This window comes from Bradyrhizobium sp., assembly GCF_052389815.1.
Taxonomy (GTDB): domain Bacteria; phylum Pseudomonadota; class Alphaproteobacteria; order Rhizobiales; family Xanthobacteraceae; genus Bradyrhizobium.
On record NZ_JBQTHN010000102.1, the window covers coordinates 70,177 to 82,686 of the forward strand.

At 63.5% G+C, this 12,510-nt stretch carries 10 protein-coding genes; 9 read left to right on the forward strand and 1 reads right to left on the reverse strand.

Annotated elements, in window-relative coordinates:
• The first annotated feature begins 168 nt into the window (after window positions 1–168).
• The 6 genes from ACT4OC_RS18440 (at window position 169) to ACT4OC_RS18465 (ending at window position 5,980) form a co-directional block, all read left to right on the forward strand.
• Window positions 169–1,338 carry an ABC transporter substrate-binding protein gene (locus ACT4OC_RS18440; RefSeq protein WP_444840470.1) on the forward strand — a complete coding sequence of 390 codons (1,170 nt, stop codon included), beginning with the start codon at window positions 169–171 and terminating at the stop codon, window positions 1,336–1,338.
• A 138-nt stretch (window positions 1,339–1,476) separates the two neighbouring features.
• Entirely contained in the window at window positions 1,477–2,346 is an 870-nt protein-coding gene (locus ACT4OC_RS18445; protein WP_444840455.1) for a branched-chain amino acid ABC transporter permease, read from the forward strand.
• Window positions 2,347–2,350: 4 nt separating this feature from the next.
• Window positions 2,351–3,382: a branched-chain amino acid ABC transporter permease gene (locus tag ACT4OC_RS18450; protein WP_444840456.1), complete on the forward strand. Its 1,032-nt coding sequence runs from the start codon at window positions 2,351–2,353 to the stop codon at window positions 3,380–3,382.
• Complete coding sequence (locus tag ACT4OC_RS18455) at window positions 3,379–4,131, forward strand: ABC transporter ATP-binding protein (RefSeq protein ID WP_444840457.1); 753 nt, start codon at window positions 3,379–3,381, stop codon at window positions 4,129–4,131. Before ACT4OC_RS18450 ends, ACT4OC_RS18455 begins: the two co-directional genes overlap by 4 nt.
• Window positions 4,124–4,840, forward strand: a complete 717-nt coding sequence (locus ACT4OC_RS18460) for an ABC transporter ATP-binding protein (RefSeq protein WP_444840458.1) — start codon at window positions 4,124–4,126, stop codon at window positions 4,838–4,840. Before ACT4OC_RS18455 ends, ACT4OC_RS18460 begins: the two co-directional genes overlap by 8 nt.
• Before the next feature lie 21 nt (window positions 4,841–4,861).
• Entirely contained in the window at window positions 4,862–5,980 is a 1,119-nt protein-coding gene (locus tag ACT4OC_RS18465) for a cobalamin-independent methionine synthase II family protein (protein ID WP_444840459.1), read from the forward strand.
• Between the two features lie 108 nt (window positions 5,981–6,088).
• On the opposite strand, the gene ACT4OC_RS18470 is transcribed toward ACT4OC_RS18465, so the two are convergent.
• On the reverse strand, window positions 6,089–7,552 hold the full coding sequence (locus ACT4OC_RS18470; RefSeq protein ID WP_444840460.1) for a glycosyltransferase: 1,464 nt from the start codon (window positions 7,550–7,552) through the stop codon (window positions 6,089–6,091).
• Window positions 7,553–7,743: 191 nt separating this feature from the next.
• On the opposite strand from ACT4OC_RS18470, the gene ACT4OC_RS18475 reads away from it, so the two are divergent.
• From ACT4OC_RS18475 to ahcY, 3 genes are all read left to right on the forward strand, one after another.
• A complete protein-coding gene (locus ACT4OC_RS18475; RefSeq protein WP_444840461.1) occupies window positions 7,744–9,099 on the forward strand; it encodes a hypothetical protein in 1,356 nt (451 codons plus the stop codon).
• Window positions 9,100–9,159: 60 nt separating this feature from the next.
• Entirely contained in the window at window positions 9,160–10,356 is a 1,197-nt protein-coding gene (gene metK, locus ACT4OC_RS18480; protein WP_444840462.1) for a methionine adenosyltransferase, read from the forward strand.
• Window positions 10,357–10,482: 126 nt separating this feature from the next.
• Window positions 10,483–11,913 carry an adenosylhomocysteinase gene (gene ahcY, locus ACT4OC_RS18485; RefSeq protein WP_444840463.1) on the forward strand — a complete coding sequence of 477 codons (1,431 nt, stop codon included), beginning with the start codon at window positions 10,483–10,485 and terminating at the stop codon, window positions 11,911–11,913.
• Window positions 11,914–12,510: the final 597 nt, after the last annotated feature.

The window sequence follows — 12,510 nt, forward strand, 5'->3', positions numbered from 1 at the left end:
TGCTTTTCCAGCAGTTCTTCCCAATCAGGTCGAACTTCTTCTTTTTGTTGACTGGTCTTAGTTATTTGTACAATGGTACAAATGTCATGGTTGGTAGGAAAAAGACTGAAGAGCCGCGTCAGGCGGTCCCACGCGTTCATTGAGAGGAGGAGAGAGGTGCCCAAATCGATGTTTTCCCGCCGCGCCGCGGTTGCCGGTGCGGTCAGTCTGGCTGTGCTGCTCACCGCGCCGGCCTACGCCCAGGAGACCTTCAAGATCGGTCTCATCGTGCCGATGACCGGTGGTCAGGCGTCGACCGGCAAGCAGATCGACAACGCGATCAAGCTCTACATGCAGCAGAAGGGCGACACCGTCGCCGGCAAGAAGATCGAGGTCATCCTGAAGGATGACGGCGCGATCCCCGACAACACCAAGCGGATCGCGCAGGAACTGATCGTCAACGACAAGGTCAACGTCATCGCCGGCTTCGGCGTCACGCCGGCCGCGCTCGCCGCCGCGCCGCTCGCGACGCAGGCCAAGATTCCGGAAGTCGTGATGGCGGCCGGCACCTCGATCATCACCGAACGTTCGCCCTATATCGTGCGCACCAGCTTCACGCTGGCGCAGTCCTCCACCATCATCGGCGACTGGGCCGCCAAGAACGGCATCAAGAAGGTGGCAACGCTCACCTCCGACTACGCGCCGGGCAACGATGCGCTGAATTTCTTCAAGCAGAACTTCACCGCCGGCGGCGGCACGATCGTCGAAGAAGTCAAGGTGCCGCTGCAGAACCCCGATTTCGCTCCCTTCCTGCAGCGCATGAAGGACGCCAAGCCCGATGCGATGTTCGTGTTTGTCCCGGCGGGACAGGGCGGCAACTTCATGAAGCAGTATGCCGAGCGCGGGCTGGACAAGAGCGGCATCAAGGTGATCGGCCCCGGCGACGTCATGGACGACGACCTGCTCAACAACATGGGCGACGCCGCGCTCGGCGCGGTCACTGCGCATCTCTACTCGGCGGCGCACCCGTCGAAAATGAACAAGGACTTTGTCGCCGCCTACAAAAAGGCCTTCAACAACCGCCCGGGCTTCATGGCGGTCGGCGGTTATGACGGCATTCACCTCATCTACGAGGCGCTGAAGAAGACCGGCGGCAAGACCGACGGCGATTCGCTGATCGCGGCCATGAAGGGCATGAAGTGGGAAAGCCCGCGCGGCCCCATCTCGATCGACCCGGAGACCCGCGACGTCGTGCAGAACATCTACATTCGCAAGGTCGAAAAGGTCGACGGCGAACTCTACAACGTGGAATTCGCGACCTTCGAAGCCGTGAAGGATTCCGGCAAGACGAAGAAATGACGCGCGAAAGCGCGTCATCCCCGATGTGCAATTGCACATCGCGGGGGTACCTGCCTCTCTCAATCCGTCATGGCCGGGTCCCGGCCATGACGGTCAACTGAATTCGGCCCTGTTGCTCGTGCTGACTATCGCGCTCCCATGACCACCGTATTCACCATCCTGTTCGACGGCGTTGCCTACGGCATGCTGCTGTTCGTGCTCGCCTGCGGGCTCGCGGTAACGCTCGGGCTCATGAACTTCGTCAACCTGGCGCACGGCGCCTTCGCCATGACCGGCGGCTATATCTGCGCGGTCCTCGTCAATAATCAGGGCTGGCCGTTCTTCACGGCGCTGCCGCTCGCCTTTGTCGTCAGTGCGCTGGTCGGCGTGGCGCTGGAGCGCACGCTCTACCGGCATCTCTACACCCGCAGCCATCTCGACCAGGTGCTGTTCACGATCGGCCTCACATTCATGTCGGTGGCGGCGGTCGACTATGTGATGGGTTCGTCGCGCATCTTCATCAAACTCCCGGCCGCGCTGGAGGGGCAGTTCGACCTGTTCGGCGTCGGTATCGGCCGCTATCGGCTGATGATCATCGTGATTTGCGGGCTGCTGACCGTCGCACTGCAACTGATCCTTGCGCGCACCCGTTTCGGCAGCCGTCTGCGCGCCGCGGTGGACGATTCCCGCGCGGCGGTCGGTCTCGGCATCAACGTGCCGCAGGTTTTCGCCTTCACCTTCGCGTTCGGTTGCGGACTTGCCGGCCTCGGCGGCGCGCTGAGTGCGGAAATCCTCGGGCTCGATCCGTATTTCCCGCTGAAGTTCATGATCTACTTCCTGATCGTGGTGACGGTCGGCGGCTCCTCCAGTATCACCGGGCCGTTCCTGGCTTCGCTGCTGCTGGGCATCGGCGACGTCGCCGGCAAGTACTACGTGCCCAAGATGGGGCCGTTCGTGATCTACACCATGATGATCGTGATCCTGATCTGGCGTCCCAACGGCCTGTTCGGCCGCAGCGCCGCGCGGTGATGCCATGAGCGCAGCGTACGACGTCTCCACTTCCGCAATGGCCTCCAGCCGCTGGCGCCCCGGCGAGATCGCGTTCTGGGTGCTGGTGTTGTCCTGCGGATTCTTGTTTCCGTCGCGCTATCTGATAATGACCGATATCCTGCGGCTGGCGCTGTTCACGCTGTCGCTCGACCTGATCCTCGGCTATGCCGGTATCGTCTCGCTGGGGCACGCCGCCTTCTTCGGTGTCGGTGCGTACTCGGCGGGCTTGCTTGCGCTTCACGGCATCATTACCGAGCCTGTGCTGGCGCTGATCGTCGCCGGCCTCGCCGCCATGGTGCTCGGCTTCTTCACCAGCTTCCTCGTGATCCGCGGCGTCGACCTGACGCGGCTGATGGTGACGCTCGGCATTGCGCTCCTGATGGAAGCGCTTGGTGAACGCTTCTCCAACATCACCGGCGGCACCGACGGGCTGCAGGGCATCGAGATGCAGCCGATCCTCGGCGTGTTTGGCTTCGACATGTTCGGCAAGACCGGATTCTGGTATTGCCTGATCGTGCTGTTCCTGCTGTTCCTGCTGGCGCGTCGCGTCGTGCATTCGCCGTTCGGCCTGTCGCTGCGCGCAATCAGGAACAATCCGCTGCGCGCTTCCGCCATCGGCATCCCGGTCAACCGCCGGCTGATCGCGATCTATTCGCTGGCGGCCTTCTATGCCGGCATTGCCGGCGCGTTGTTCACCCAGACCACGGCGCTCGCCTCGCTCGACGTGTTCTCGTTCGAGCGCTCCGCCGACCTGATGCTAGTGCTTGTCATCGGCGGCACCGGCTATCTCTATGGCGGGCTAATCGGCGCCGTTGTGTTCAAGATGCTGCAGGAACTGTTCCAGGCGATGACGCCGCAGTACTGGCTGTTCTGGATCGGACTCGTGCTGGTCGTGATGGTGATGGTCGGCCGCGAGCGCATCCATCGCTGGGTGCTGTGGCTGCCCAACCTGGTGATCCGCAAGGTCACCGGGCGCAAAACGGCGCTCATCGTGCCGGAGGGCGATGCGTCATGACAGCGGCGCTGGAGACAAGGGACCTGCAAAAATCGTTCGGCGGCCTGAAGGTCACCCGCGACCTGTCGCTGAAAGTCGAACAGGGCGCCCGCCATGCGCTGATCGGCCCCAACGGCGCCGGCAAGACCACGGTGATCAACCTGCTCACCGGGGTGCTGCAGCCGGACGCCGGCCGCATTCTGCTCGAAGGCCAGGACATCACCGATCTTGCAGTGCACAAGCGCGTGCTGCGCGGCCTGTCGCGGACCTTCCAGATCAACCAGCTCTATGCCGACCTGACTCCGCTTGAGACGATCGGGCTCGCGGTCTCCGAGCGGCTCGGCCGCGGCGGCGACTGGTGGCGGCGCATGGGCACGCGCGGCGATGTCAACGGAGAGCTCGCCGACATCCTGTCGCGGTTCCACCTGCTCGACGTGATGAACGAGCCGACCGCGAAGCTGCCCTACGGCAAGCAGCGGTTGCTCGAAATCGCGGTTGCAATCGCGGCAAAGCCCCGCGTGCTGCTGCTGGATGAGCCCGCCGCCGGCGTGCCCGAAAGCGAGCGTCATGACATCCTCGCAGCGGTCGCAGCCTTGCCGCGCGACGTCACGGTGCTGCTGATCGAGCACGACATGGATCTCGTGTTCTCCTTTGCCGACCGCATCTCGGTGCTGGTCAATGGCGCCATGCTGGTGGAGGGGCCGCCGGAAGCGGTGGCGCGCGACCCGCAGGTGAAGGCGGTCTATCTCGGTGAGGGCGCCGATGCCTGATTTGCTCACGATCGAGAATTTGCGCGCCGGCTATGGCGAGGCCGTGGTGCTGCCGGGCATGTCGCTCAGCCTGCCGGAGAGCCAGGTGCTGGCGCTGCTCGGCCGCAACGGCACCGGCAAGACCACGCTGATCAATTCCATCGTCGGCATCACCCGCCGCTTCGGCGGCCGCGTGGCGCTCGGCGGCGCCGACATCACGGCGCTGCGGCCCGACCAGCGGGCGCGCGCCGGGATCGGCTGGGTGCCGCAGGAGCGAAATATATTCCGCTCGCTCACGGTGGAAGAGAACATGACGGCCGTGGCGCAGCCGGGCCCGTGGACGGTGGACAAGGTTTACGAGATGTTTCCGCGTCTGAAGGAGCGGCGCAATAACTACGGCAACCAGCTCTCCGGCGGCGAGCAGCAGATGCTGGCGATCGGCAGGGCCCTCACTCTCAATCCAAAAGTGCTGCTCCTGGACGAGCCGACCGAGGGGCTGGCGCCCATCATCGTCGAGGAGTTGCTGAGGGCGTTGGGCTCCATTACCCGCGCCGGTGGCATCTGTTCGGTCATCGTCGAGCAGAATGCGCAAAAGATTCTGGGGTTGGCCGACCGTGTTGTGATATTGGAGCGCGGCGCCATCGTTCACGATGCCCCCAGCAGCGCGCTCAAGGCCGACCCCTCGGCGCTCGAGCGCCATCTCGGCGTCTCCGGCGGCGCCGGCCATTGACGATTCTCCGGAGTTGAGACCATGCAGCGAACCAAGCCTCCCTTCCGCGCCGACGAGGTCGGCAGCCTCCTGCGCCCGGCCAAGATCAAGGAAGCCCGCGCGAAACTGGAAAACGGCGAGATCGGCGCCGACGAGTTGCGCAAGATCGAGGACATGGAGATCGAGAAGGTCGTGCACCGGCAGGCCTCGGTCGGCCTGAAGCTTGCGACCGACGGTGAATTCCGCCGCTCCTGGTGGCATTTCGACTTTCTGGCCAGGCTGACCGGCTGCCAGCTGTTCCATCCCGACCAGGGCATCCAGTTCGCGGGCGTGCAGACCCGGCACGATGCGGTGCGCGTGATCGGCAAGCTCGATTTCCCCGACGACCACCCGATGCTGGATCACTTCCGCTTCCTGAAGAAACACGCCGACACGGCTCATGTCACCCCGAAGATGACGATCCCCTCGCCAGCCGTGCTGCATTTCCGCGGCGGCCGCAAGGCGATCTCGAACAAGGTCTATCCGGACCTCGAGGAGTTCTATTCCGACCTCGGCAAGACCTACCGCAAGGCGGTCAAGGCGTTCTACGACGCCGGCTGCCGCTATCTGCAGTTCGACGACACGGTGTGGGCCTATCTGTGCTCGCAGGACGAACTGAAGAAGGCACGCGAGCGCGGCGACAACCCGGACGGCTTGCAGGAGATCTACGCCCGCATCATCAACTACGCGATCGCGGAGAAGCCGGCCGACATGGTCATCACCACGCATGTGTGCCGCGGCAATTTCCGCTCGACCTGGATTTCCTCCGGCGGCTACGAGCCGGTGGCGGAGACCATGCTGGGCGGCACCAATTACGACGGCTATTTCCTGGAATACGATTCCGATCGCGCCGGCGGCTTCGAGCCGCTGCGCTATCTGCCCAGGGGCAACAAGGTCGCCGTGGTCGGTGTCATCACCTCGAAGTTCGGCGAGCTGGAGAAAAAGGACGACATCAAGCGCCGGCTCGACGAGGCCGCCAAGTTCGCCCCGCTCGAGCAACTCGCGCTGTCGCCGCAATGCGGATTTGCCTCCACCGAGGAAGGCAACGTCCTCTCCGAGGACGAACAGTGGGCCAAGCTGCGGCTCGCCGTCGAGATCGCGAACGAGGTGTGGGGCAAGTAGGCCTCCTCGTCATTGCGAGCGAAGCAATCCATCTATCCCAGCGGGGAAAGATGGATTGCTTCGTCGCTTCGCTCCTCGCAATGACGGAGTAGGTGGCATCGTCTTGGATCAAATCGCCTTCAGCTTGCGGTAGGCGAACCACACCATCTTCAACAGCAGCCAGCCGTCGCGGAAGCGCGAGATCTGCGTCTCGCCGAAGGTTCGCGCCTTGTAGTGGATCGGCGTCTCGATGATCTTCAGGTTCTGCTTGGCGGCGCCGAAGATAAGGTCGAAATCGCCGAACGGGTCGAAATTGCCGAAATACTCACGCTCGCGCGCCAGCACTTCGTAGTCGTTGCGCAGAAGCACCTTGGTGCCGCACAGCGTATCCGTCATCCTTGTATTGACGAGATAGCTGAACAGATAGGCAAAGCAGCGGTTGGCAATAAAATTGAGCGGCCGCATCGCCTCGTTCTCCATGGGATAGACGAGGCGGGTGCCGTTGACGAAATCCGCTTTGCCGCTTTCGATCACGGCGTGATATTTCGGCAGCGCCTCGGGCGGCATGGTGAGATCGGCGTCGAGGATCATCAGCACGTCGCCGGTCGCCACCGCAAACCCCTTGCGCACCGCGTCGCCCTTGCCCTTGCCGTCCTGCCGCAGCACCTTGATGTCCCAGGCGTCCTTGTAGGCGTCGCGGACGCGCTCGCATTCGGCAAACGTATCGTCGCTGGAATTGCCCTCGACGAAGATGATTTCCTGGTGCGAGCCGAATTTTGGCATGCGCAGGATCGCGTTCTCGATGTTGCCGCGCTCGTTGCGGCAGGGAATGACGATGCTCGCCGAATATTTGCGGTCCGGGAACAGACGCACCGGACGGCCGACGACATAACTGCGCAGGCACAGTTGCCGGATTCCCGGCAGCGGCGCGAGGTATTTGTTGATCAACGGCCCGAGCCCGAGCCATCGCCGCGGCAGCAGCTGCCGCTGCTCCTGGCTGATCACCTCGAAGTCGGCGAGGTCCATCAGGTTGAGGAAATCGGCGGTCGCGATGTAGTTGAACTGCGGCTGCTTGTTGCGCACGCCGACGACCTCCGCGGTCTTCAGGATCGGCTCCCACAGATGGGAGTAATAAGCGATGATCAGCCGGGTCGAGGGCGCGCAGAGCTGATGGATCAGCCGCAGTGTGCCGTCGATGTCCTCGAGCAGGCCGATGGTGTCGGCGAGCACGATGTAGTCGAACGGCCCCTCGATCGCGCCCAGCGTCGCCGGATCCTCGACGTCGCCGAGCACAAAATTGAGATGCGGGTAGTGCAGCCTTGCCCGCTCCACCGCCTTTTCGCTGAAGTCGACGCCGACGCCGTAGGACGGCTGCAGCGCCGCCAGCATGTGTCCGCTGCCGCAGCCGAGCTCGAGCACCCGTTTGCCGGGCGGGACCAGAAAGCGCATGAACTTGCGGTCGTCGTCGTGATAGGCGGCGTTGAACCTGCGCCAGCGCTCGATCTCCTCGAGCGTGGCATCCACGCGCTGGCGCAAGGCCAGCTTTCGCGGATTGTCGGGGCGCGGCGGCTGGGAAGGTGGCTTCGGATTCATCATCGGCTCGAGCGTGAGGGAATGGCGTACCGGACGAGCCGGATGCGAGACACCGGACCGCCGCGCCGCCTTCTAGACCGAACGGCTTCCAAACTGAACCGGCGGTCGACGGGATTTTGCCGGTTGGGCAGAGGGTGATAGGAGGGGGTGGTCAACACAGGCCTGCCCACCGGCATCCCAACCCGTTTTCCATGAAAAACGACCAGATACTGGCTGAGATCACCGACTTCTGCCGCCGTTCCGACATGGCGGAATCGACGTTCGGCCGACGGGCGGTCAACGACGGCAAGCTGGTCGCGCGCCTGCGCGAGGGCAAGCGCATCACCATTGACACGCTGGAGCGCATCCAGGCCTACATCGCGGCCTCCACGCCGGGCGGCCTGCCGCCGGTACGCGGGCCCGAGGTGGTGCCGGAAAAGCGCGATCCCCGTGGCAATTTCCGCTTCTTCGAAAACCGGCAGAAATACCTGCTGTTCGTCCATACCTGCAGCGAGAAGCGCGTGATCGCCGACCGCGTGGCGCTGGAACTGGCCAGCATTCACCCGCGTCCGCCGGCGCTCAGGGTATTCGACGCGGGTATCGGCGACGGCACGGTGCTGGCGCGGGTGCTGCGCGCAATGCACGGCCGCTTTCCCCACATGCCGTTCTACGTCGCCGGCAAGGAGCTGAGCCTGGAGGACGTGCGCCTGACGCTGGACAAGGTGCCGGATCGCCTGTTCGAGCATCCGGCGACCGTCTTCGTGCTCACCAACATGTACTACGCCGAGGCGCCCTGGCTCGCGCCGGCCGCGCCCTCGGCGGCTGCCGGCATGATCTGGCATGAGGTGGCGCTGCGGGGGGGCTCCTCCGGCGAATTCGAGGCGCAAATCGCCGAATTGGGGCCATTTCTGGAACAGAACTGGCGGGCCAATGTCAGCTCCAGATCGGGCATGCCGATCTATGAGCGCCCGGTGGCCCTGATCCTGTACCGCGAGGACCACCGGTTCCTGCTCGATTCGATCATTCCCCGGGCCGGCCGGACCGAGGCCAATTTCGACCTCGTCATCGCTTCCCAGCCCTATCGGGCCAAATCCTCTGTGAATTTCCGGGCCAAGCGCATCATTGCCCCCCTGGCGCGGGCCCTGCGTCCGGGCGGCCGCTTGATTGGAATTCACTCCTACGGCCACGATCCGGGCATTGAAATCATCCAGGCGGTCTGGCCGGGAGAAAATCCTTTCACGGTGAGCCGGCATGAGCTATTGCGCGCGGTGAAATACGAGCTGGGGTCGGGTGGGCGCGACCTTAATTTTAACGCCTATGCCGATAACCGTTCGATCTTCCGATATGATATGGAAGCGCTGCCCAACGAGGTGACCGGTGCGATCGGAACCTCGACGGCCTTTGCAGCGTGGAATGCGGCGGTGTATGTCGCCCAGATCGAAGACGACCGGTTGGCGGAAATGACTGAAAACAGCAGGACTCTCGAAGCGACGCGAGAGGTTCTGCGCAAGCATAACGGGCTGTGGTTTTACGACGAATCCTACGTCATCTCGCGCCGTCGAGACTGACATCAACTCTCCACTCATGAACGAAAGCCGCCGGCGATCCGGCGCCAAGAAGAGGTTTTGATGCGCGCGTCCTATCTGTTCACCAGCGAGTCCGTTTCCGAAGGGCATCCGGACAAGGTCTGTGATCGGATCTCCGACGAGATCGTCGATCTGTTCTACCGGGAAGGGCCGAAAGCGGGCATCGACCCCTGGCAGATCCGCGCGGCTTGCGAAACGCTCGCCACCACCAACAAGGTGGTGATCGCCGGTGAGACCCGCGGCCCGAAATCGGTCACCAATGACCATATCGAAAGCGTGGTGCGCGAGGCCATCAAGGACATCGGCTACGAGCAGGAAGGCTTCCACTGGCAGAAGGCCGATATCGAGATCCTGCTGCATCCGCAGTCGGCCGACATCGCGCAGGGCGTCGACGCGCTTCAGCCAGGCGAGACCAAGGAAGAAGGCGCAGGCGACCAGGGCATCATGTTCGGCTACGCCACCAACGAGACGCCGGACCTGATGCCGGCGCCGATCTTCTACGCCCACAAGATTTTGCGCCTGATCTCCGAGGCCCGGCACTCCGGCAAGGAGAAGGTGCTTGGTCCGGATTCCAAGAGCCAGGTCACCGTTCAATACGAAAACGGCAAGCCGGTCGGCGTCCGCGAGATCGTCGTCTCGCACCAGCACCTGGTCGAGGATCTCTCCTCCAAACAGGTTCGCGACATCGTCGAGCCTTATGTGCGCGAGGCGCTGCCGAAGGACTGGATCAACGGCAAGACCATCTGGCACATCAATCCCACCGGCAAATTCTTCATCGGCGGTCCGGACGGCGACGCCGGGCTCACCGGCCGCAAGATCATCGTCGACACCTATGGCGGCGCGGCGCCGCATGGCGGAGGCGCTTTCTCCGGCAAGGACCCGACCAAGGTCGATCGCTCGGCGGCCTATGCCGCGCGCTACGTTGCCAAAAACGTCGTCGCTGCCGGCCTTGCCGACCGCTGCACGCTGCAGCTCGCTTACGCGATCGGTGTGGCGCGGCCGCTGTCGATCTACATCGACACCCACGGCACCGGCAAAGTGCCCGAGGACACGCTCGAGAGGGCGGTTGCGGAAGTGATGGATCTGACTCCACGCGGCATCCGCACCCATCTCGATCTCAATCGTCCGATCTACGCCCGCACCGCCGCCTACGGCCATTTCGGCCGTACGCCCGATAACGAAGGCGGCTTCTCCTGGGAGAAGACCGACTTGGTCGAGCCGCTCAAACGGGCCTTCTAGTTCGTGCGTCATTCCGGGGCGCTCGCGACAGCGAGCGAACCCGGAATCCTTCTCCATCATTTCGAGATTCCGGGTTCGCCTCTGCGAGGCGCCCCGGAATGACGAGCTCAACAACAGGAAGCTCTCATGACCGCCGCCGCCAAGAAGCCCGCCTTCACCGATTACATCGTCAAGGACATCGCGCTCGCCGAGTTCGGCCGCAAGGAGATCTCGCTGGCCGAAACCGAAATGCCGGGCCTGATGGCGACGCGCGAGGAGTATGGTCCCAAGCAACCCTTGAAGGGCGCGCGGATCGCCGGCTCCCTGCACATGACGATCCAGACCGCGGTGCTGATCGAGACGCTGGCGGCGCTGGGCGCCGACATCCGCTGGGTCTCCTGCAACATCTATTCGACGCAGGATCACGCCGCTGCCGCGATCGCCGCGGCCGGCATCCCCGTGTTCGCCGTCAAGGGCGAGACGCTGACCGAATACTGGGACTACACCGCAAAGCTGTTCGACTGGCACGGCGGCGGCACGCCCAACATGATCCTCGACGACGGCGGCGATGCCACCATGCTGGTGCATGCCGGCTACCGCGCCGAGAAGGGCGACGTCGCCTTCCTCGATAAGCCGGGCTCGGAGGAAGAGGAAATCTTCTACGCACTGGTCAAGAAGCTTCTCAAGGAGAAGCCGAAGGGCTGGTTCGCCGAGATTGCCAAGAACATCAAGGGTGTCTCCGAAGAGACGACGACGGGCGTGCATCGGCTCTACGAGATGGCGAACAAGGGCACGCTGCTGTTCCCGGCGATCAACGTCAACGACAGCGTCACCAAGTCCAAGTTCGACAATCTCTATGGCTGCCGCGAGTCGCTGGTGGACGGCATCCGCCGCGGCACCGACGTGATGCTGTCGGGCAAGGTCGCGATGGTCGCGGGCTTTGGCGACGTCGGTAAAGGCAGCGCGGCCTCGCTGCGCCAGGCCGGCTGCCGCGTCATGGTCTCCGAGGTCGACCCGATCTGCGCGCTGCAGGCGGCGATGGAAGGCTATGAGGTCGTGACCATGGAAGACGCGGCGCCCCGCGCCGACATCTTCGTTACCGCCACCGGCAACAAGGACATCATCACCATCGACCACATGCGCGCGATGAAGGACCGCGCCATCGTCTGCAACATCGGCCACTTCGACAACGAGATCCAGATCGCATCCCTGCGTAACCTGAAGTGGACCAACATCAAGCCGCAGGTCGACGAGATCGAGTTCCCCGACAAGCACCGCATCATCATGCTGTCGGAGGGGCGGCTGGTGAACCTCGGCAACGCCATGGGCCATCCGTCCTTCGTGATGTCGGCGTCCTTCACCAACCAGACGCTGGCGCAGATCGAGCTGTTCGCCAACAACAAGGACGGCAAGTACGACAAGAAGGTCTACGTGCTGCCGAAGACGCTCGACGAGAAGGTGGCGCGCCTGCACCTCGCCAAGATCGGCGTCAAGCTGACCGAGCTGCGCAAGGACCAGGCGGATTACATCGGCGTCAAGCCGGAAGGTCCGTACAAGAGCGATCATTACCGGTACTGAGTGTCGCCTCATCATCAGTGTCGTCCCGGCGAAGGCCGGGACCTATAACCACAGGGTTGCGTTGTTGAAGAAAGCTGGGGCTCCAGCATTCGCAAAACACGGTCCTGTGGTTATGGATCCCGGATCGGCGCTCGCTGCGCTCGCTTGTCCGGGACGACAGCTGAACTTGCAGTGGCACACAGGCTCTCATTCTCACGACGCGGTTTTCGCCTGAGTTTTGCTATTTCGTTGCACCCTCTTGAATAGAGGGCGCGGAGAAGGCCGGGCGCCGGCTGCGCCCGCAGCACCGTGTGCAACGGTAGAAAGAAAACGCACACGGATTTGACAGGTACAGCCAGGACATCCCGACCTTCCCCGCGCAATGGTTTGACGGTTTATACGTGATCTCCCCGGTGAGCGGCCTTTATTGTCACCGTTGCCGGGCCCGCACAGGCGGGCCGGATAGACGCCAGGGTCGCGGCGCCAGGACCACACGACTTCGCCGTCCGCCGCTGCGTTTCGCCCGGTGCAAGCACCTGACGCAGCAAGCGGCCCATCGCAACCCGCACCACGTTTCGTGACGATCGCGAAACGTCCCTCACGGTGGCACGGGCTGGG